The sequence below is a fragment of the Streptomyces sp. XY006 genome, from assembly GCF_002237655.1.
Lineage (GTDB): Bacteria > Actinomycetota > Actinomycetes > Streptomycetales > Streptomycetaceae > Streptomyces > Streptomyces levis.
This window is the reverse complement of sequence record NZ_NOKT01000029.1, coordinates 1-19,267: the sequence shown is the minus strand read 5'-3', so window position 1 is coordinate 19,267 and position 19,267 is coordinate 1. Positions and strand designations below refer to the sequence as shown.

General features: G+C 72.9%; 17 protein-coding genes, 2 pseudogenes and 1 riboswitch. Of the genes and pseudogenes, 8 read left to right on the top strand and 11 right to left on the bottom strand.

All coding sequences use genetic code 11. From position 1 onward, the window contains the following. Window positions 1-14 precede the first annotated feature (14 nt). Entirely contained in the window at window positions 15-1,100 is a 1,086-nt protein-coding gene (locus CHR28_RS28885) for a GNAT family N-acetyltransferase (protein WP_094056648.1), read from the bottom strand. Window positions 1,101-1,271: 171 nt separating this feature from the next. On the opposite strand from CHR28_RS28885, the gene CHR28_RS28880 reads away from it, so the two are divergent. Next, the gene (locus CHR28_RS28880) at window positions 1,272-2,120 is read left to right on the top strand and encodes an HAD family hydrolase (RefSeq protein ID WP_094056647.1); all 849 of its coding nucleotides are present in this window, start codon (window positions 1,272-1,274) and stop codon (window positions 2,118-2,120) included. Here CHR28_RS28880 and CHR28_RS28875 read toward each other — a convergent pair. Further along, entirely contained in the window at window positions 2,084-2,845 is a 762-nt protein-coding gene (locus CHR28_RS28875) for a transglycosylase SLT domain-containing protein (protein ID WP_094056646.1), read from the bottom strand. The two genes, CHR28_RS28880 and CHR28_RS28875, sit on opposite strands and share 37 nt — an antisense overlap. Before the next feature lie 3 nt (window positions 2,846-2,848). Next, window positions 2,849-3,027, bottom strand: a riboswitch (cyclic di-AMP (ydaO/yuaA leader). Window positions 3,028-3,531: 504 nt separating this feature from the next. Here CHR28_RS28875 and CHR28_RS28870 point away from each other — a divergent pair. The 4 genes from CHR28_RS28870 (at window position 3,532) to CHR28_RS28855 (ending at window position 7,949) form a co-directional block, all read left to right on the top strand. Then, window positions 3,532-4,542 carry a polyprenyl synthetase family protein gene (locus CHR28_RS28870; RefSeq protein ID WP_094056645.1) on the top strand — a complete coding sequence of 337 codons (1,011 nt, stop codon included), beginning with the start codon at window positions 3,532-3,534 and terminating at the stop codon, window positions 4,540-4,542. 254 nt (window positions 4,543-4,796) lie between these two features. Next, window positions 4,797-6,047 (top strand): LolA family protein, encoded by a 1,251-nt coding sequence (locus CHR28_RS28865; protein ID WP_094056644.1) that lies wholly within the window; start codon window positions 4,797-4,799, stop codon window positions 6,045-6,047. A 53-nt stretch (window positions 6,048-6,100) separates the two neighbouring features. After that, window positions 6,101-7,084 carry an ABC transporter ATP-binding protein gene (locus tag CHR28_RS28860; RefSeq protein ID WP_094056643.1) on the top strand — a complete coding sequence of 328 codons (984 nt, stop codon included), beginning with the start codon at window positions 6,101-6,103 and terminating at the stop codon, window positions 7,082-7,084. Next, on the top strand, window positions 7,071-7,949 hold the full coding sequence (locus CHR28_RS28855; protein ID WP_094056642.1) for an ABC transporter permease: 879 nt from the start codon (window positions 7,071-7,073) through the stop codon (window positions 7,947-7,949). Before CHR28_RS28860 ends, CHR28_RS28855 begins: the two co-directional genes overlap by 14 nt. Here CHR28_RS28855 and CHR28_RS28850 read toward each other — a convergent pair. From CHR28_RS28850 to CHR28_RS28840, 3 genes are all read right to left on the bottom strand, one after another. Continuing rightward, window positions 7,946-8,542, bottom strand: a complete 597-nt coding sequence (locus CHR28_RS28850) for a flavodoxin family protein (protein ID WP_094056641.1) — start codon at window positions 8,540-8,542, stop codon at window positions 7,946-7,948. The two genes, CHR28_RS28855 and CHR28_RS28850, sit on opposite strands and share 4 nt — an antisense overlap. A 113-nt stretch (window positions 8,543-8,655) precedes the next feature. Further along, window positions 8,656-9,966: an amidase family protein gene (locus CHR28_RS28845; protein WP_373453398.1), complete on the bottom strand. Its 1,311-nt coding sequence runs from the start codon at window positions 9,964-9,966 to the stop codon at window positions 8,656-8,658. 53 nt (window positions 9,967-10,019) lie between these two features. Further along, complete coding sequence (locus tag CHR28_RS28840) at window positions 10,020-10,511, bottom strand: DUF6668 family protein (protein WP_256984464.1); 492 nt, start codon at window positions 10,509-10,511, stop codon at window positions 10,020-10,022. A 171-nt stretch (window positions 10,512-10,682) separates the two neighbouring features. On the opposite strand from CHR28_RS28840, the gene CHR28_RS28835 reads away from it, so the two are divergent. Further along, window positions 10,683-12,320 carry a hypothetical protein gene (locus CHR28_RS28835; protein ID WP_094056639.1) on the top strand — a complete coding sequence of 546 codons (1,638 nt, stop codon included), beginning with the start codon at window positions 10,683-10,685 and terminating at the stop codon, window positions 12,318-12,320. Between the two features lie 13 nt (window positions 12,321-12,333). On the opposite strand, the gene CHR28_RS28830 is transcribed toward CHR28_RS28835, so the two are convergent. Both CHR28_RS28830 and CHR28_RS28825 read right to left on the bottom strand, forming a co-directional pair. After that, window positions 12,334-13,284, bottom strand: coding sequence for a M28 family metallopeptidase (locus CHR28_RS28830; RefSeq protein WP_094056638.1), 951 nt, complete (start codon window positions 13,282-13,284; stop codon window positions 12,334-12,336). A 152-nt stretch (window positions 13,285-13,436) separates the two neighbouring features. Continuing rightward, a complete protein-coding gene (locus CHR28_RS28825; RefSeq protein ID WP_094056637.1) occupies window positions 13,437-13,910 on the bottom strand; it encodes a VOC family protein in 474 nt (157 codons plus the stop codon). 74 nt (window positions 13,911-13,984) lie between these two features. Between CHR28_RS28825 and CHR28_RS28820 the strand changes: the two are divergent. Next, window positions 13,985-15,139: pseudogene (locus tag CHR28_RS28820) on the top strand (MFS transporter); the annotation flags it as partial. Between the two features lie 80 nt (window positions 15,140-15,219). On the opposite strand, the gene rarD reads toward CHR28_RS28820, so the two are convergent. Further along, entirely contained in the window at window positions 15,220-16,170 is a 951-nt protein-coding gene (gene rarD / locus CHR28_RS28815; protein ID WP_306437583.1) for an EamA family transporter RarD, read from the bottom strand. A gap of 197 nt (window positions 16,171-16,367) precedes the next feature. Next, entirely contained in the window at window positions 16,368-17,222 is an 855-nt protein-coding gene (locus tag CHR28_RS28810; protein ID WP_094056636.1) for an SDR family oxidoreductase, read from the bottom strand. A gap of 91 nt (window positions 17,223-17,313) precedes the next feature. Here CHR28_RS28810 and CHR28_RS28805 point away from each other — a divergent pair, with 91 nt between their 5' ends. Beyond that, a complete protein-coding gene (locus CHR28_RS28805; RefSeq protein WP_094056635.1) occupies window positions 17,314-17,694 on the top strand; it encodes a winged helix-turn-helix transcriptional regulator in 381 nt (126 codons plus the stop codon). 69 nt (window positions 17,695-17,763) lie between these two features. On the opposite strand, the gene CHR28_RS28800 is transcribed toward CHR28_RS28805, so the two are convergent. Further along, the gene (locus CHR28_RS28800) at window positions 17,764-18,843 is read right to left on the bottom strand and encodes a 2-oxoacid:ferredoxin oxidoreductase subunit beta (protein WP_094056634.1); all 1,080 of its coding nucleotides are present in this window, start codon (window positions 18,841-18,843) and stop codon (window positions 17,764-17,766) included. Next, window positions 18,836-19,267, bottom strand: a pseudogene (locus CHR28_RS28795) (2-oxoacid:acceptor oxidoreductase subunit alpha); the annotation flags it as partial. The gene CHR28_RS28800 and the pseudogene CHR28_RS28795, both read right to left, overlap by 8 nt.

Genomic DNA, 19,267 nt, shown 5'->3' with positions numbered 1-19,267 from the left:
CTCCCCCCTCGTCGTCAGGTACGGCGCAGCCGGGCCGCGCCCTTCAGGGTCCGCGAGGCCAGCGCCGCGAGCCGCGGCCGGCCGCGGACGAAGCTGTGCGCGCGGCGCGCGGGCTCGCGGCTCAGCCAGTGCAGCGCCGCGCCCGCCCCCGGCCGCGTCACCGCACCCTCGTACACCGGCAGTTCGCCCGTCTTCAGCGCGTCCTTGTACTCGGCCGCGCCCCGCCCCAGATCGAGCGTGCCGATGCCCGCCGCGGCCGCCGCCTCGGCCATGCGCAGGTGCAGCACCAGCCCGGGCGAGTACTTGGCGAACTCCGGCTCGTAGGCCGGGAACCAGCAGGCCAGCACCGAGGCCGAGCGCAGCCCGAAGTGCGCGGCGACGGGCGTCCCACCGGCGTACAGCACGGACAGGGTGCCGCTGCACTCCGGTGCCCGGGTGCGGGCCAGGTGCCCGACGAGCCGGGTGATCCACTCCTGCGCGAACCGGTCCCGGCGGCCGGTCCTGCGGTACTGCGCCGACTTCCACTCCATGAGCGTGCGCAGCGCGGCCGGATCGCGCTCGTCGAACACGAACCGCACCTCGCCGACCTGGCGGCCCAGCCTGCGCTCCTTGGCCAGCGTCGTCTTCAGGAACTTCGGCGACTGGGCCCGCAGCACCGACTCGTACGTCTCGTAGCCCTTCTCCACGTCGACCACGTACGTGGCGTGCTCCTCCGCCGCGTGCGGGACGAACAGCCGCTGCTCGGCCTCCAGGTTGTCGAAGGCGAAGGCGGACAGCGAGCAGGCCCGCAGCAGTTCGCCCGTCTCCAGGTCCAGACCGGGGCGCAGGATCGCGCCCTGCGCGTCCGACACCCCGAGCCCGATGGCCCGGCCCTGCCCCAACGGCCCGCGTTCATACGGCAGGAAGCCCACCGGCTCCCGGCCCTCGTGGATCACCGCGACCCGGGCCCCCGGCCTCACCAGACCGACGGCCTCGGTGAACTCCGGTTCCATGAAAGGGTTGCGCGGTGCCTCCGAGGCGGCGCGCAGCGCACGCCAGCGCTCCCTCTCGTTTTCGCCGAGCTCCCCGGGCCCGGCCACGCGAATGCGCCCACTGCTCAACCCGACCCCCCGATCAAGTCCCCCCTGGACACTTGGAAGGTACCGCCCGATGCGGCCTCTCGGGTAGGTAGCGGACCATGTTGTTGCCAACCGGTGCAGAGGGCTTCAACCGGGCAATCGCCGTGCGCCGCGCGATGAAACGAACGGGCGCGTTGTCCGTATTCTCTGATCATGGCCGCACCCATCGCATATTCACTCATCGCCACCGACCTGGACGGGACGCTGCTGCGCGGCGACGACACCCTGTCCGACCGGTCCCTCACCGCACTCGCGCGGGTGGCGGACGCCGGTGCCCAGCACCTCGTGGTGACGGGCCGCCCGGCACCGAGAGTGCGGCCGCTCCTGGACGATCTGGGGTGCGGGGGGCTCGCGGTGTGCGGGCAGGGCGCGCAGGTGTACGACGCCGGCGCGAACCGGCTGCTGTGGTCCGTCACGCTCGACCGCGAGCTGGCCGAGACGGCCCTCGGGAAGATCGAGGCCGAGGTGGGGGAGGTGTACGCGGCGGTCGACCAGGACGGGGTCGACGGGCTCACGCTCATCGAGCCGGGCTACCTCATGCCGCATCCGACGCTGCCCGCGGTGCGGGTCGACCGGCGCGACGAGCTGTGGGGCGAGCCGATCAGCAAGGTGCTGCTGCGCCACCCCTACCTGTCGGACGACGAGCTGGCGGCGACGGCCCGCTCGGTGGTGGGTTCACTGGCGACGGTGACGATGTCCGGGCCGGGCACGGTCGAGCTCCAGCCGTGCGGTGTCACCAAGGCGACGGGCCTGGCACTGGCCGCCGAGCACCTGGGCCTGCGGCCCGCGGACACCATCGCCTTCGGTGACATGCCCAACGACATCCCGATGTTCGACTGGGCGGCGCACGGCGTGGCGATGGCCAACGGCCATCCCGAACTCAAGGCCGTGGCCGACGAGATCACGCTGTCGAACGAGGACGACGGCATCGCCGTCGTCCTCGAACGACTGCTGGGCGGGACGGATCAGTACGGGCCGTTGACGTTGTCGATCGAGCCGTAGCGGTCGGCCGCGTAGTTGCAGGCCGCCGTGATGTTGGCGACCGGGTCGTACGGGTCGTAGGGGGTGCCGGACACGTGGTAGGCGGCGAAGGTCGGGTCGATGACCTGGAGCAGACCCTTGGACGGGGTGCCCTTGGCGGCGTTCGAGTCCCAGTTGTTGATCGCCTGCGGGTTGCCGGACGACTCACGCATCACGTTGCGGTAGATGCCGTCGTACGAGCCCGGGATGCCCTTCTGGGCCATGATGTCCAGCGCCTCGCGGATCCATCCGTCGAGGTTGTTCGCATAGGTCTTCGCGGCGGCCGGGGTGGCCCGGGTCACGCCACCGGCCGGCTTGGCCGGGGCGGACGACTCGGTCGCCTTCTTCGCGGCGGCGGCCTTGGCCGTCTCGACCTTGAGCTTCAGACCCGCGTGGATCACCCGCGGGTCGTCGCCGACGGTGGCGCGGTTGGCCTTGTACAGCTGCTTCCAGCCGCCGGAGACGTCGTACTTCTCCGCGATGCCGTACAGGGTGTCGCCCTTGGTCACGGTGTACGTGAGCGACTTGGCGGGCTGGGCGGCCTGCCGCACGGTCTGCGCGGCGGGCGCGCTCTGGGGCTCGGCGGCGTTCGCGTACGTGGCGCCGAGGAGCGGGAGGGTCAGTGCCGCTCCGCCGGTGCCGGCGGCGACGACACCACGGGTGATCGGGTTCCTTCTGGGGCGACGGTGCTTACCTCGTCCGGGCATGGCGATGTTCCTCTCCGGCGCCTGCGAGGTGAGCTGTCGGGTTCGGGCCGGGAGGTGCCCGGCCGCACACGGCGTGGTGCTGTCGTGCGCGGCTTCACCCCGAGCCGGTCCTTGTCGAGGACCGGCGACTTACCTGGGTCCCCCGCTCCTGCCCTGCGTGAGTGAGTCGGTGTGTGTGGGGAGTCCGGGCGGCGGCAGGATTCGGCGGTCCGCCGGACTGGGCGGGAACGTATGCGAGAGCACACGTCGGGAACAAGCACCGGAGTCACATATGGCGCTGGATGACCTTGGTCGGGGGGTAACGGGAGGCTTGATCCTTTGCATGAGCCAAGCCTCAACTCGCTTTTGCCTTACGGCGGTACCGCCCGGTGTCCGGGTGGAGCGGCACAGGGGCCGAAGTGATTCAATTCACTGACCACGACCCGGGGTGCAAGGTCCCACAAGAGGGATTTGCTCCACCAATGGCGCAAATCCCGCATAGGCCGCGGATTCCCGGAAAGTCGGAACATGTCTGTTCTTATGAGCTGATCGAAAACATAGCGGTCGTGATCGGATACCACCCGGCCTGTAACCATGGGCGCTGGCGGTGATCGAAACGTGACCGGATACGCTGATCCGAGTGATGGCAGCGACCTATCGACAATCCGCGTAAGCACCGGCAGACACCAGCAGACAGGAGACCCCTCGTGACCGACGTCGGGCCGTTCGGGCTGAGCGTGCGGGACCAGGCTCTGGAAGCCGATGTCCAGGCCGGACTGACGGCTGTCGAGGAAGGCTTGCTCGAGGCCACCAAGAGTGAGGTGCCCTTCATCACGGAGGCCGCCCAGCACCTGGTGCGGGCCGGGGGCAAGCGGTTCCGGCCGCTGCTCGTGATGCTGGCCGCCCAGTTCGGCGACCGGCACGCACCCGGGATCGTGCCGTCGGCCGTCGTCGTGGAGCTGACCCACCTGGCCACGCTGTACCACGACGACGTGATGGACGAGGCCACCGTCCGCCGCGGGGTGGACAGCGCCAACACCCGCTGGGGCAACTCCGTAGCGGTCCTCACCGGCGACTTCCTCTTCGCCCGCGCCTCGCACATCCTGGCCGACCTCGGCCCGGAGGCGGTGCGGGTGCAGGCCGAGGCCTTCGAGCGGCTGGTCACCGGCCAGATCCTGGAGACGGCCGGACCGCAGGACGGCCGCGACCCCATCGAGCACTACCTGGACGTGCTGGGCGGCAAGACCGGCTCGCTGGTGGCGGTCTCGTGCCGGTTCGGCGCGATGATGTCCGGCGCCGAGGAGACGGTCGTGGACGTGCTGACCCAGTACGGCGAGCGGCTCGGCGTCGCCTTCCAGCTCGCCGACGACGTCCTGGACATCGCCTCCGACTCGCACGAGTCCGGCAAGACCCCCGGCACCGACCTGCGCGAGGGCATCGCCACCCTGCCGGTGCTGCGGCTGCGCGAGCGGGCGGCCCGGCTCGGGCTCGCCGAGGACCTCGCCCTGTGCGAGCTGCTGGACTCCGACCTCACCGACGACACGCGGCACGCCGAGGCCCTGCGCCTGCTGCGTGCCCACCCGGCGCTGGAACAGGCCCGCCGGGACACCGTCCGCTACGCCGAGGACGCCCGCTCGGCGCTGGCGCCGCTGCCCGAATGCGCCGCGAAGACGGCGCTCGTGGAGCTGTGCGACGCGGTGGTGCACCGGGCCGGCTGAGCCGGTAGTGCACCGGGCCGGCTGACCGCCCGCCGCCCCCGACCCCTACGGGTCGGGGGAGAAGCCGCCGCTCCGTGTCATACCCCAGCAGTACGCGGAGTTGAGTCCGGGGTCTGACGTATCTCCCTGGCCGATTTGGTCAGATGGAGACCACGGAAAACACCACTCCTCACCTGTTCGGGTGAGAATGGCGGCTCAGGGAGAGTGCGTGGACGACACGGACAGCCGCCGCCGACCACGGAGGTAGGGCACACATGGCACCGTACGCATCCGACGACAGCACGACCGGCGGGGAGGTCGACGAGCAGCACTCCCGCCGGCGCAAGGCCGCGCGGTACGTCGTCCCGGTCACGGTGGTGGGGGTGGCGGCCGCGACGATCGGCCTGGTCCCCGCGCTCGCCGACTCCGGTGACCCCGACCTTCCGAAGATCACCGCGCAGCAGCTCATCCAGAAGATCGCCGAGTCGGACGTCGAACAGCTCTCCGGCACGGTGAAGGTCAGCACCGACCTCGGCCTGCCGAACCTCGGCGGCCTGGAGTCCGGCCTGATGTCCGGCGCCGCGGGCGGGGGCGAGAGCGGCTCCTCCGCCGACCCGACGGCCAAGCTCACCGAACTGGCCACCGGCACGCACACCCTGCGCGTCGCCGCCGACGGCCCCGACCGGCAGAAGCTGTCGCTGCTGGAGAACGCCGCCGAGTACAGCCTCATCCACAACGGCAAGGACGTCTGGGCCTACGACAGCAAGTCCAACGAGGTCTACCACGGCACCGCCTCGGACAGCCCGGAGCGCGGGAAGGACCGGCAGCCGCCGGCCACGCCGAAGGACTTCGCCGAGGAGGCCCTGAAGGCCGTCGACGACACGACCTCGGTGACCGTGGACGGCACCGCCCAGGTCGCCGGCCGGGACGCCTACAAGCTGCTGGTCGAGCCCCGGCAGTCCGGCTCGACCGTCGGCGCGATCACCGTCGCGGTGGACGCGGAGACGGGCACGCCGCTGAAGTTCACCCTCACCCCGGCGAGCGGCGGCGCCGCCGTCGTCGACGTGGGCTTCACCCAGGTCAGCTTCGCCCGGCCGGCCGCCTCGACCTTCGACTTCACCCCGCCCAAGGGCGCGAAGGTCACCGAGGAGAAGGACGCTGGCAAGGACTTCGGCAAGGACTTCGGCAAGGACTTCGACAAGGCCGGCAAGGGCGAGGCCCGCCGGCACGCGCCCGAAGCCGGGAAGGACCTCGGCGAGGGCCCCGACGGCATGAAGACCATCGGCGAGGGCTGGAACGCCATCGCCACCTTCGACACCGGCGGCGAGGGCGTGCCCTCGGGCGAGGCGGCCGGCCAGTTCGGCGGCTTCCTCGACTCGCTCGGCGACAAGGTCACCGGCAAGTTCGGCTCGGGCACGGTCTTCTCGACCCGCCTGATCAACGCCCTGGTCACCGACGACGGCAAGGTCTACGTCGGCGCCGTCACCAAGGACGCGCTCGTGAAGGCGGCCGACGCCGGGAAGTGAGCCCCCCGCGGGGCGCGGGCCCCACGCGGGACGCCGAGAGAACGAGGGAGCCGATGGGCGAACCGTCCGCCACGGAGCCGGAGCAGCCGGGCGAGCGCGAGGCCGGGGAACCGGTCATCGCCACCCGCGCGCTCACCAAGCGCTACCGCGGCGGACAGCTCGCCGTCGACGGTCTGGACCTGACCGTCCCGGCGGGCAGCGTCTTCGGCTTCCTCGGCCCCAACGGCTCCGGCAAGACCACCACCATCCGCATGCTGATGGGCCTGATCGAGCCCACCTCCGGCACGGCGCGGATCCTCGGGCGGCCCATGCCCGGGGCCACCCGCGCCGTGCTCCCGCACGTCGGCGCCCTCATCGAGGGCCCGGCCCTCTACGGCTTCCTCTCCGGCCGCGACAACCTCCTGCGCCACGACTGCGCCGACCCGGCCGCCGATCCGCGCACCCGGCGGGCCCGGGTCGCCGCCGCCCTGGACCGGGTGGGGCTGACGGCCGCTGCGGGCAAGAAGGCCAAGGCGTACTCGCTCGGCATGAAACAGCGCCTGGGCCTCGCCGCCGCCCTGCTCCAGCCGCGCCGGCTGCTGGTCCTCGACGAGCCGACCAACGGCCTGGACCCGCAGGGCATGCGCGAGATCCGCACGCTGATCCGCGAACTCGCCTCGGACGGCACGACCGTCTTCCTCTCCTCGCACCTCCTCGACGAGATCGAGCAGGTCTGCACGCACGCGGCCGTGATGGCCCAGGGCCGGCTCCTCACCCAGGGGCCGGTCGCCGATCTGGCCGCCGGGGCGCGCGGCCGGCTCGTGGTGACCACACCGGACCCGGCGGAGGCCGCCCGCGTCCTGAAGGAACAGGGCGTGGGCGATCTCGCCGTCACCGGCGACCGGGTGACCGGCGAGGTCCCCGACCGCGACCTGGCCGAGGTGAACGCCGCGCTGGTCGCGGCCGGAGTGCGGGTGCGCGGCTTCACGGTGGAACGGGCCTCACTGGAGGACGCGTTCGTGGCGCTGACCGGGGAGGGCTTCGATGTCGCGGGCTGAAGCGGCGCCGACCGTAAGGCCGGTGAGCCCGTGGTGGACCCTCGGGCTGCTGCGCAACGAGCTCACCACCACCTTCCGCCGCTGGCGCACCCTCGCGCTGCTGGCGGTCCTGGCGGGTGTGCCGATCCTGGTCGGCATCGCCGTCAGGATCGAGACGGGCGACGGTTCCCCGCCCGGCGGCGGGGGCGGCGAAGGGCCGGCGTTCATCGCGCAGATCACCAACAACGGCCTGTTCCTGGTCTTCACCGCCCTGGCCGCGACCCTGCCGTTCTTCCTGCCGATGGCGGTCGGTGTCGTCGCGGGCGACGCGATCGCGGGCGAGGCCGGCGCCGGCACGCTGCGCTACCTCCTGGTCGCCCCGGCCGGCCGCACGCGCCTGCTGCTCACCAAGTACGCGACGGTCGTCCTGTTCTGCCTGGCGGCCACGCTGGTGGTCGCCGTCTCGGCCCTGGCGGTCGGCGCGCTGCTCTTCCCGCTCGGCGACCTGACGACCATCTCCGGTACGCGGATCGGCTTCGCCGAGGGCCTGGGCAGAGCCCTGCTGATCGCCCTGGCCGTCGCTGCGTCACTGACCGGTGTCGCCGCCCTCGGCCTGTTCGTGTCGACGCTGACCAACAGCGGCATCGCGGCGATGGCGACGACGGTGGGCCTGCTGATCACGGTCCAGATCCTCGACCAGATCCCGCAACTGCACGCCCTCCAGCCGTACCTCTTCTCGCACTACTGGCTGTCCTTCGCCGACCTCATGCGCGAGCCGGTGTACTGGGACGAGCTGAGGAAGAACCTCGGGCTGCAGGCCCTGTACGCGGCGGTGTTCGGCACGGCGGCCTGGGCGCGCTTCACGACGAAGGACATCACGGCCTAGGCGGGTTGGACCTCGGCGTCGTACAGGAACCGGGCGAGCGGGGCCTCCTGCGCGAAGAAGGTCTTGGCCCGGGCCAGGGCCCCGGTGTCGTTCAGCACGTCCCCGGGCTTGCTGCCGTTGCCGAGCAGCACCCCGCCGAAGCGCATGCCCATGTAGGCCGCGGAGTTGCTGAGCGTGCCGATCAGCGGGTCGGCGACGACCTCCTCCTCGTGCGCCAGGGCGGTGACGCCCCACAGGGTGCGTCCGGCCAGGGTGTCCTTGAAGTCGAGGCCGGGCGTGCGCAGCCAGCCTGACCAGTGGTCCAGGTAGCGCTTGGTCTGCGCGGAGACCGAGTACCAGTACAGCGGCGAGGCGATCACGATGTCCGTCGCGGCGAGCGTGGCGTCGAGGAGCAGGGCCGTGCTGCCCTCGGTCGGGCGGGCGTGGTCGCTGTCGTGCCGCAGGTCCTCGAAGTCGGGGAGCGGGTGCTCGGTGAGGTCGATCCACTGCTGTTCGACGCCCGGCGGCAGCTGCTCGGCGGCCCGGCGGGCCAGCAGTTCGGTGTTGCCGTCGGCGCGGGCGCTGCCCAGGACGAAAAGGAAGCGGCGGGTCATGGCGGTCCCCTTTGAATACTCGGCGCACAGCAATTATGCGCGCATGCATCATATGCGCGCGCAAGTAAATCTGCCAAGGGTGCCTGCACGGGTCCCCGGGGGGAGAGGATCCGTCAGTCGCCGAGGCGCCGCTCCGCCTCCCGTGCGACGGCCGGCAGCAGCGCGTCCTGCCCGTGCGGGGCCACGAGCTGGAGTCCGGCCGGGCAGCCGTCGCGGCCGAAGCCGGCGGGCAGGCTCAGCGCCGGGTGTCCGCTGAGGTTGAACGCCCAGGTCAGCGAGGTGGAGTAGCGGTCACCCGGCCCCTCGTGGCCGTGCGGGGCGGTCGGGGCCGTCGGCGTCAGCAGCAGGGAGACCTCGGTGAACAGCCCGGCCAGCCGCCGGTCGTTGCCGGCCCGGATCCGGTGAGCGGCGGCGAGGCCGGGCCCGGGTTCCGACGCGCTCCCGGCCGGGCCGGCACCGGCCGCGCGCAGGGCGAGCCACGCGGGCCCGGGGTCCAGAAGCCGCAACGCCTCCCGCGGTCGCACGAGCCGTACGACACCCGCCGCCGCGAGCCGCTCGGCCATCGCCCGGGCCAGCGCGACGGGCTCCGGGTCCGGCCCGGCGAAACCGAGGTCGGGCGACCAGACGGCGGTGAGGGGGAGGGCCGGACGGGCGGCCGGGGGCTCACCCGACACCGCCTGCCACCACGCCGCCGCGTCCGACGCGGAGTGGGCGAGGACGCCGGGTGCGGCCAGGCCCGTGCGGTCGGTGGAGGGGAGCCGTCCGTTCGTGGTCTTCAGCCCGAGCACCCCGCACCAGGCCGCCGGAATGCGCACCGACCCGGCCCCGTCGCCGCCGGTCGCCAGCGGCACCAGCCCGGCCGCCACGGCGACCGCGGCCCCGGCCGACGAGCCGCCCGGCGTCCGGTCGGCCCGCCAGGGGTTGACGGTCCGGCCCCGGGCCCCGAGCCCCCAGGTCTGCCACGGCGTCCCCGGCCCGGGCACCGAGGTGGCCCCGACGGCGACGGCCCCGGCGGCCAACAGCGGACCCACCGCGCGCAGCCCGTACCGCCCCTTCACAGCAACCGGCACACCGGCCAACACCAGCGCCCGGCCCTGGCCGGAGCGATCGGCCCCGGCCGCGGACGGTAGCGCCCTGCCCTGGTTGGAGCGGTCGGTGCCGGCCGTGTCCGGCAGTGTCCTGCCCTGGTCGGCGCCGGCCGCGTCCGGCAGCGTCCCGGCCCGGTCGGAGTCGTCGGCCCCGCCCACGTTCCGCAGGCCCCGGCCCCCATCGGAGTCGTCGGCCCCGGCCGCGTCCAGGCGCGCGTCCACCTCCGCCGCGCGGCGCAGGGCCTCCTCGTGCCATACCTCGACGAACGCGCACAGCTCCGGGTCGGCCCGGTCGATGCGTTCCAGCGCCGCCGCGACGACGTCGACCGCGCGCAGTTCCCGGGCGCGGACGCCCGCGGCGATGTCCCCGGCCGACAGCCCTACGGCCGTCAGCGCACCGCTCCCGTCAGGCGGGCCAGGGCCTCCGTCTCGCGCGGCGGGCGGCCGAGCTCACCCAGGCGCCACGCCGGCACCCACGGCACGCGGTACACGTCGATGACCGACTCCAGCGCCTTCACCCGCTGGGCGAGCGGACGCGGCAGCCGGCCGGGGGCGTCCGCCACCAGCACGACGGCGTCGAGGTCCAGCTCCGGGGGCGCCTGGCCGCGCCGGAAGACCTCCACCGCGCCGGCGAGCGTGTCCAGACCGGCCGCGTGCGTCCGGGCGACCAGCAGCACCGAGGGCGGGGCACCGGCCCCGGGCCAGGCTCGGCCGCTGTCATGACCGCCGTAGACCGCCGCGAGCGTGGAGACGCCCGCCCCGCCGTGCGTGCCGACCCAGGAGAAACGCCGTGCCGCGGCACGGTCGTGCGCGGGTTCCGCACTGCCGGGATCCGTGCCCGTCACCGGGGGCCGGAGCCAGATCTCCGGTCCCTGTCGCATGCCTGTGTGCATGCCCTTCTCCTCCCTCGCGCACCCGGCCCTCATGCCCTGCGGAACGCCCCATTCCGGGCGCACGGGGCTTGGGACGAGCCTGTGACACCCCGGTGACGTGAGAAACGAGGCCGAGCGGACACACTCGACACTAGGTGTACGACGCCCAGTGAGGGGACGATGTCGCGACTCAGCCGCGAGAAGAAGCGGGAACAGAAGCAGGCCGCACACGCGGCGAGCCCGGCGGCGCCGATCGACGTCCACGTCCCCGGGCCCGGGACGGACACGGGGACGGGCGGGACCCCGGAGGGCGCCTCGGTCGGCGGTGTCCGTGTCTTCGCGGCCCCCGGCGAGGAGATCCAGCAGGCCGTGCTCGGCCGTCTCCACCACATCGCCCTGGCCACGGGCCATCCCGTCCTCGCCACGGTGCACGACGAACGGATCGGCTACGTCGTCCCGCTCCGGGTCGACGTGGACGGCTCCAGCCACTTCACGTCCGAGCCACTGCGCACGCCTCCGGCGGGACCGGTGCACACGCCTCCGGCCGGATCGCCGCAGGTGCCTCCGGCGGGGGATGCGCAGGTGCCCTCGGCAGGACCGGCGCAGGTGCCTTCGGCGGGGCCGGTGGCGACGCCTCCCGCGGGGCCGGTGCCGATGCCCCCTGCCGGCCCGGTGCCGATGCCTCCCGCGGGGCCGGTGCACGCGGGAGCCACCGCCGAGTCGTCCCGTCCGGCCTTCGACGAGCCCTCGCGCCAGGAGCGTGCCGAGACAGCGCCCCCGGTCCCGGCCGGGCCGGAGCGGCCCGAGGGGGATCGGGCCACGCACGTCCTGCGTCCCGTACCGGAACCGGCGCGCGGCACGACCCCGACGTTCCCGCTGCGGGCGGTGCCCGAGCCGCAGCCGGCGGACGAGCCCGTACCGACGTTCGAACTACGCGCCGTTCAGGAGCCCACCCCGCAGGACGCGCCCCCGGCCACGCCGCACAACGCGCCCACGCCACCTGGCACCGTCGCACCGCCCACCGGCGCCTTCGGCCCGCCACCGCCCATGGACGCGCGGCCGCTCCCGGGGCCCGAGGCCGGTCACCCGCCCGTGGACGCGCGGCCGCTCCCGGGGCCCGAGGCCGGTCACCCGCCCGTGGACGCGCGGCCGCTCCCGGGATCCGAGGCCGGTCACCCGCCCGTGGACGCGCGGCCCTTGCCGGTTCCCGGGAGTGGGGCCGGGGTGCGGTCCGAACCGGTTCCGGATGCCGCGCTGCTCGCCGCCGATCCCGACCCCAAGCCCACCCCCGCCCGCGGCTTCGACGCCGTCGCGGAGGCCGTGCTCGGGGACGAACCCCTCGGCGCCCCGGGCGACTCCGCCGCACCCGCGCTCCTCGCGGAGCCGGTCGCGCGGATCAACGAGGCCGTGAAGGAGGGCCGGATCGACGCGGCGGCCGAGCTGGCGGACCAGACCGTCGCACACGCCTCGGCGACGCTGGGACCGGAGCACCCGGAGGTGCTCCGGCTGCGCGAACTGACCGCCTACATCGCCTACTTGGCCGGTGACCCACTCCGCGCCTTCCACCTCTCGCTCGACCTGGCCGGTGCCCGCCGCCGCGCCGGTGACGCCGAGGGCGCCTACGGCAACGTGCGCAGCGCGGCCACCGCCTGGCGTGCCGTGCGCGATCCGGCCCTCGGGCTGGAGCTGGGGCGCGGCCTGGTCGGCCTGTGGACCGAGCTGGCCTCAGAAGGCGGGCCCGCCGCCGAGGAGATCGAGGAGCTGGAGTCGGCTCGCGCCCGCATGGGCCGTCTGACCGCACGCGCCGGCCGGCAGTAGGCGAGCCGGGAGGCTACTCCGACAGCTCCCACACCGCGTACGCGAGGGCGTCGCTGTTGCGGTTCAGGGCGGTGTCGTTGATGTTGGCGGTGGTGTCGCAGGAGGAGTGGTAGCAGCGGTCGAAGGCCTGCCCCGCCGTACCGCCCCACTTGGCCGCCTGCGCCGCCGTCTTCGCCCGGCTGGCCCCGGTGAACAGGCCGCCCACCGGTACGCCCGCGCTCTTGAAGGGCGCGTGGTCGGAGCGGCCGTCGCCCTCGGTCTCGATCTCCGTCGGGACGCCGATGCCGGTGAAGTAGTCCTTGAAGGTCTTCTCGATCGCCGGGTCGTCGTCGTAGACGAAGTAGCCCGGGTTCGGGGAGCCGATCATGTCGAAGTTCAGGTAGGCGCTGATGCGTGAACGGTCGCCGGTGGCCAGCCGGTTGACGTAGTAGCGGGAACCGACCAGGCCGAGCTCCTCGGCGCCCCACCAGGCGAACCGCAGGTGCTTGGTGGGCCGGTACTGCGCCCGGGACACGGCGAGGGCGGTCTCCAGGACGGCGGACGAGCCGGACCCGTTGTCGTTGATGCCGGGCCCGGAGGCGACGCTGTCGAGGTGCGAGCCGGCCATCACGACCTGGTTCGCGTCACCGCCGGGCCAGTCGGCGATCAGGTTGTAGCCGGTGCGGCCGGAGGCGGTGAACTGCTGGACGGTGGTGGTGTACCCGGCGGCGTCGAGCCTGGCCTTGATGTAGTCGAGCGAGGCCTTGTAGCCGGCGCGGCCGTGGGCGCGGTTGCCGCCGTTGGCGGTGGCTATGGACTGCAGCTGGGACAGGTGGGCCTTGACACTCGCCAGGGGTATGTCCGGCGCGGCGGCCGCTCTGGAGGGTGCGGAGGACGCGGCGTCGGCCACGGCACCGCCGGTCAGCAGCATGGCGGTCGCCATGCCGGCCGCCGCGGCGGCGCGCGCGGAAACGGAGAGCTTCATGTGGGGGCTCCGGATTCCCTTGGGGCCGCCCAGGGGGTGTCCGCGGGCAGCCCACAGTGAATGGGGTGCCTGGATGGTGAAGCTGGTACTGACTCTCCGTCAAGATGCGTATCCGGCCACGGCGTTGCCGCGCACGCCCGGCCCGTCGGCCGTCACTGCACGCAGAACTCGTTGCCCTCCGGGTCCGCCATCACGAGCCATTCGCCGCCCTGCTCCCGCACCCGCCGCAGCACCCGCGCGCCGAGCGCCTCCAGCCGGGCGGCCTCCTCCTTGCGCCGCCCCTCGCCCGGGTGCAGGTCGAGGTGGAGCCGGTTCTTGCCCGTCTTGGCCTCCGGGACCCGCTGGAACAGCAGCCGTCTGCCCAGCCCGGTCCCGCTCTCCGGGTCGACGGGGTCCTCGGGGTGCCGTACGGCGATCAGGTCCCGGAAGGCACGGCGGCCGTGGAACTCGACCGTGGCCTGCTCGGGCAGGGCGCCGAGGCCGAGCAGCCTGTCGATCAGGGCGCTGTTGTCCTCGACCTCGTACCGCAGCGCCGCGGCCCAGAAGTCGGCCTGCGCGTGCGGGTCGCCGGCGTCGATGACGACCTTCCAGTGCACGGGGGTGGGCGGTGCCGGTGTCTGCGTCATGCGCCCACTTGTACCGCACCGGCGGAAGGGGCCTTCGCTTGCGGGGCCGGCCCGTGTCGGAGGAGGGTTGAAGCATGGGCACGCGTGCCTGGGCGTTGCTGCTCGTCCTGTGCGGGACGATCTTCCTGGAGGGCGCCGACGTCGCGATGATGGCGGTGGCCATTCCGGCCATCCGCTCCGATCTGGGCCTTGCCACCGGCACGGCGGCCTGGGTGCTGAGCGCCTACGTGCTCGGGTACGCCGGCTTCACCCTCCTCGGCGGCCGCGCCGCCGACCTGCTCGGCCGGCGGCGGATGTTCCTGCTCTGGCTGACCGTCTTCCTCGCCTTCTCCGGACTCGGCGGTCTGGCGACGGACGGCTGGATGCTGATCGTCGCCCGGTTCGTCACCGGCGTCGCCGCCGCGTTCATGACCCCGGCCGCGCTCTCCCTGATCACCACCAGCTACGAGGAGGGGCCGAAGCGCAACAAGGCCCTGCTGGTCTTCGCCGGGACCGGCGCGGCCGGCTTCTCCCTCGGCCTGGTCATCGGCGGCCTGCTCACCGAGCTGGGCTGGCGCTGGGTGTTCTTCGCGCCCGTGCTGCTGACCGCCGCCCTGCTCGTCACGGCTACGCGGCTGGTGCCCCGGCGGGACGCCCCGCCCGTGCGGGGGCGCACCTTCGACCTGCCCGGCGCGATCACCGCCGCCGGCGCCATGCTGCTGGCCGCCTATACCGTCGTACGCCTGGAGCACGGCCTGCGCGACTGGCCGCTCACCCTGGCGTCGGGGCTGGCGGCCCTGCTGACGGCCGGTGCCTTCGTCGTGTTCGAGCGGCGCTGCCCGGACCCGCTGGTGCGCCTGGGGATCCTGCGCCGGGGCCCGGTCGTCCGCGCCGACCTGGGAGCGCTGCTCTTCCTCGGCGCCTTCTTCGGCTTCCAGTTCGTCGTCACGCTGTACCTGCAGGAACTGCGCGGCTGGTCGTCCCTCCAGACGGCCGTCGCCCTGGTCGTCATGGGCGTCGACGCGGTCCTCGCGCCGACCCTCACCCCGAGACTGGTCACCCGCTTCGGCAACGCCCGGGTCATCCTCGGCGGATTCCTCCTGGGGGTGGCCGCCTACGCCCTGTTCCTGCCGGTCGGCATGGACTGGTCCTACGCGATGATGTTCCCGACGCTGCTGCTGTCCGGCCTCGCGTTCGCCCTGGCCTACGGGCCGCTGACCATCGCGGCGACGGACGGCGTCGACGAGTCGGAGCAGGGCCTGGCCGGCGGGCTGCTGACCACGGCGACGCAGTTCGGTTCCGCGATCGGCATCTCCGCGGTGACCGCCGTCTACGGCCTCGCGTCCACCGGCCCCGGCCCCGAGGCCACGCTGTCGGCGTTCCGCGCGGCGCTGGTCGTGCCGGTCGTCCTGGTGGTGCTGGGCGCGCTGATCTCCGTGGTCAGCGTGCGCGAGGCCCGGCGGGCGGTGCGCAACGCGTCCCCGGTGAGCAGCGCCAGCGCCAGCCACACCAGCGCGAAGCCGGCCCAGCGCTCCGGCGGCATCTCCTCGTGGAAGTAGAAGACGCCGAGCAGGAACTGGAAGACGGGCGTGAGGTACTGCAGCAGGCCGATCGTGGACAGGGGCACGCGGATGGCGGCCGCGCCGAAGCAGACCAGGGGGAGCGCGGTGACGATCCCGGCCGAGGCGAGCAGGAACGCGTGCCCCGCGCCCTCGGCGGCGAAGGTGGCCTCCCCCCGCGCGCTCAGCCACACCAGGAAGCCGAGCGCCGGCAGGAACTGGATGGCGGTCTCGGCGGCCAGCGACTCGACGCCGCCGAGGTTCACCTTCTTCTTCACCAGCCCGTACGTGGCGAAGGAGAAGGCCAGACAGAGGGAGATCCACGGCAGCCGGCCGTAGCCGATGGTCAGCACCACGACCGCGGCGCAGCCCGTGCCGACCGCCGCCCACTGGGCCGGCCGCAACCGCTCCTTCAGCAGCAGCACGCCCATCGCGATGGTGACCAGCGGGTTGATGAAGTACCCGAGCGAGGCCTCGACGACGTGCCCGGAGTTCACGGCCCAGATGTACAGACCCCAGTTGACGGTGATCACCGTCGCGGCGACCGTGATCAGGCCCAGCTTGCGCGGCTGCCGCAGCAGCTCGCCCGCCCAGGCCCAGCGGCGCAGCACCAGCAGGGCGGCACCGACGAAGACCAGCGACCACACCATCCGGTGGGCCAGGATCTCCGTCGCCCCGGCCGGCTTCAGCAGGGGCCAGTACAGGGGGACCAGGCCCCACATGCCGTAGGCCGCGAAGCCGTTCAGCAGTCCTATGTGCCGCTCACCCCTCGGCTTGCGCGCCACCGGCCCCTCCTTCGCACGTTCGTTCCGCGTGCTCGACGGTAACGCCGGGCGGCCCCGGCTGTCATGCCCGTATCGGCATACGGTCATGACAGGCGGGGTCGGGGGCTCTCGTGCTGCCGGGGGCGTCAGCCCCGTCAGCCCTTGAGGGCGGCGGCGACGGCCTCGGAGAGCGGGGTGGTCGGGCGGCCGGCCAGCCGGGACAGGTCGCCGGTGGAGACGACGAGCTCGCCCTTCTCGATGGCGGCGTCGACGCCCGCGAGGGTCTGCGCGAACGGCTCCGGCAGCCCCGCGCCGGTCAGGATGGAGACCAGGGCCTCGGGGGAGACGGGCTGGTAGGCGATCTCCCTGCCGGTCTGCCGGCTCAGCTCGGCCGCGTACTCGGCGAAGCTCCAGGGGGTGTCGCCGCCCAGCTCGTACGTCGTGTTCTCGTGGCCCTCGCCGGTCAGCACGGCGACGGCGGCAGCGGCGTAGTCGGCCCGGGAGGCGGAGGAGACCCTGCCCTCGCCGGCCGCGGCGACGACCGCGTTGTGCTCCAGCACCGGGGCGAGGTTCTCGGTGTAGTTCTCGTGGTACCAGCCGTTGCGCAGCAGCGAGTAGGGCACGCCGGAGTCCAGCAGGAGCTCCTCGGTGCCGCGGTGGTCGTCGGCGAGCGCGGCGGTCAGGGTGCCCGGGGCGCTGGTGTAGGCGAGCAGGGCGACACCGGCGGCCTTGGCCGCGTCGATGACGACCTTGTGCTGCTGTACGCGGCCCTTGTCGAACTCGTTGCCGGAGATCAGCAGCACCTTGTCGCCGGCGGAGAAGAGGCCGTCGTAGGAGGCGGGGTCGTTGTAGTCGGCGAGGGCGATCTTCACGCCGCGGTCCGCGAAGTCGGCGGCCTTCTCGGCGTTGCGGACGACCGCGGTGATCTGCCCGGCGGGGACCTTCTCCAGCAGCTGCTCCACGACGTGACGGCCGAGGTGTCCGGTGGCTCCGGTGACGACGATGCTCATGGTGAGGACTCTCCTTGTGGGGTGCGACGTCACTAACCCTAGGACATGCGCTTACTCTGGGAAAGTACCCACTTTGAAGTAAGGTACGGGCATGGCAGTAAGTGACTTCGAGGCGCTGTGCCCGTACCGGCTCGTCCTGGAGCACGTCACCAGCCGCTGGGGCGTGCTCGTGCTGATCGAGCTCCTGGAGCGCCCGCACCGCTTCAGCGAGCTGCGCCGGGCGATCGGCGCGTACGGGGGCCGCGGCGTGAGCGAGAAGATGCTCACCCAGACCCTGCAGACCCTGGAGCGCGACGGCCTGGTCCACCGCGAGGCCCGGCCCGTGATCCCGCCCCGCGTCGACTACTCCCTCACCGGCCTCGGCCGCGAGGCCGCCGAGCAGGTCCGGGCCCTCGCCGAGTGGACCCGCCACCGCATGGACGACGTGGAACAGGCGCGCCGGGCGTACGACGAGGCCCGGGCCGCTTCCTAGCGCGCCGTAGGCACGACGAGGCCCGGGCCGCTTTCCAGCGGTCCCGGGCCCCTCGGCTCGTGCGGCCGGTCAGCCGACGACGGTCCAGGTGTCGCCGCCCGCCAGCAGCGCGGACAGATCGCCCTTGCCGTGCTGCTCGATCGCCTGGTCCAGCTGGTCGGCCATCTGCGTGTCGTAGACGGGCCGGTCGACCGAGCGGAAGACGCCGATCGGGGTGTGGTGCAGGGTGTCCGGGTCGGCGAGCCGGGACAGCGCGAACGCCGTGGTCGGCGACGGGGAGTGCGCGTCGTGGACGAGGATCCGCCCCTCGTTCTCCGGCGTCACGGCGACCACCTTCAGGTCCCCGGTCAGCTCGTCGCGCACGACACCCTTGGCCTGGTCGGCGCCGAAGCGGATCGGCTTGCCGTGCTCCAGGCGGATCACGGCCTCCTCGGCCTGCTGCTTGTCCTTCAGGGCGTCGAAGGCGCCGTCGTTGAAGATGTTGCAGTTCTGGTAGATCTCGATCAGCGCGGTGCCCTGGTGGGCGGAGGCCTGGCGCAGCACCTCGGTCAGGTGCTTGCGGTCGGAGTCCACCGTCCGCGCGACGAACGACGCCTCCGCGCCGATCGCCAGCGAGACGGGGTTGAACGGCGCGTCCAGCGAGCCCATCGGCGTCGACTTGGTGATCTTCCCGACCTCGGAGGTCGGGGAGTACTGGCCCTTGGTCAGGCCGTAGATGCGGTTGTTGAACAGCAGGATCTTGAGGTTGACGTTGCGGCGCAGCGCGTGGATGAGGTGGTTGCCGCCGATGGACAGTGCGTCGCCGTCGCCGGTGACGACCCACACCGACAGATCGCGGCGCGAGCTCGCCAGCCCCGTGGCGATGGCCGGGGCGCGGCCGTGGATGGAGTGCATCCCGTAGGTGTTCATGTAGTAGGGGAAGCGCGAGGAGCAGCCGATGCCGGAGACGAAGACGATGTTCTCCTTCGCCAGTCCCAGCTCCGGCATGAAGCCCTGCACCGCGGCGAGGATGGCGTAGTCGCCGCAGCCCGGGCACCAGCGCACCTCCTGATCGGACTTGAAGTCCTTCATCGACTGCCGGCCCTCGGCCTTGGGGACCAGGGACAGCGCTTCGACGGTGCCGGTGCCTTGCGTGGACGTCTCAGCCATCGATGGCCTCCTTCAGAGCCGCGGCGAGCTGCTCCGCCTTGAACGGCATGCCGTTGACCTGGTTGTACGAGTGGGCGTCGACCAGGTACTTCGCCCGGATGAGCGTGGCGAGCTGCCCGAGGTTCATCTCGGGGATCACCACCTTGTCGTAACGCTCCAGCACGGAGCCCAGATTCCGCGGGAAGGGGTTGAGGTGGCGCAGGTGCGCCTGGGCGATCGACTCCCCGGCCCTGCGCAGCCGGCGTACGGCGGCGGTGATCGGTCCGTAGGTGGAGCCCCAGCCGAGGACCAGGGTCCGGGCGCCGTCCGGGTCGTCCACCGTCAGGTCGGGGACGTCGATGCCGTCGATCTTCGCCTGCCGGGTGCGCACCATGAAGTCGTGGTTGGCCGGGGCGTAGGAGATGTTGCCCGTGCCGTCTTCCTT

Coding starts and splice junctions, on each gene's coding strand:
- CHR28_RS28835 (WP_094056639.1), top strand. CDS start 10,683: ATGTCGCGACTCAGCCGCGAGAAGAAGCGGGAACAGAAGCAGGCCGCA.
- CHR28_RS28830 (WP_094056638.1), bottom strand. CDS start 13,284: ATGAAGCTCTCCGTTTCCGCGCGCGCCGCCGCGGCGGCCGGCATGGCG.
- CHR28_RS28800 (WP_094056634.1), bottom strand. CDS start 18,843: ATGGCTGAGACGTCCACGCAAGGCACCGGCACCGTCGAAGCGCTGTCC.
- rarD (WP_306437583.1), bottom strand. CDS start 16,170: ATGTGGGGCCTGGTCCCCCTGTACTGGCCCCTGCTGAAGCCGGCCGGG.
- CHR28_RS28810 (WP_094056636.1), bottom strand. CDS start 17,222: ATGAGCATCGTCGTCACCGGAGCCACCGGACACCTCGGCCGTCACGTC.
- CHR28_RS28880 (WP_094056647.1), top strand. CDS start 1,272: ATGGCCGCACCCATCGCATATTCACTCATCGCCACCGACCTGGACGGG.
- CHR28_RS28840 (WP_256984464.1), bottom strand. CDS start 10,511: ATGCGACAGGGACCGGAGATCTGGCTCCGGCCCCCGGTGACGGGCACG.
- CHR28_RS28860 (WP_094056643.1), top strand. CDS start 6,101: ATGGGCGAACCGTCCGCCACGGAGCCGGAGCAGCCGGGCGAGCGCGAG.
- CHR28_RS28825 (WP_094056637.1), bottom strand. CDS start 13,910: ATGACGCAGACACCGGCACCGCCCACCCCCGTGCACTGGAAGGTCGTC.
- CHR28_RS28875 (WP_094056646.1), bottom strand. CDS start 2,845: ATGCCCGGACGAGGTAAGCACCGTCGCCCCAGAAGGAACCCGATCACC.
- CHR28_RS28855 (WP_094056642.1), top strand. CDS start 7,071: ATGTCGCGGGCTGAAGCGGCGCCGACCGTAAGGCCGGTGAGCCCGTGG.
- CHR28_RS28865 (WP_094056644.1), top strand. CDS start 4,797: ATGGCACCGTACGCATCCGACGACAGCACGACCGGCGGGGAGGTCGAC.
- CHR28_RS28805 (WP_094056635.1), top strand. CDS start 17,314: ATGGCAGTAAGTGACTTCGAGGCGCTGTGCCCGTACCGGCTCGTCCTG.
- CHR28_RS28850 (WP_094056641.1), bottom strand. CDS start 8,542: ATGACCCGCCGCTTCCTTTTCGTCCTGGGCAGCGCCCGCGCCGACGGC.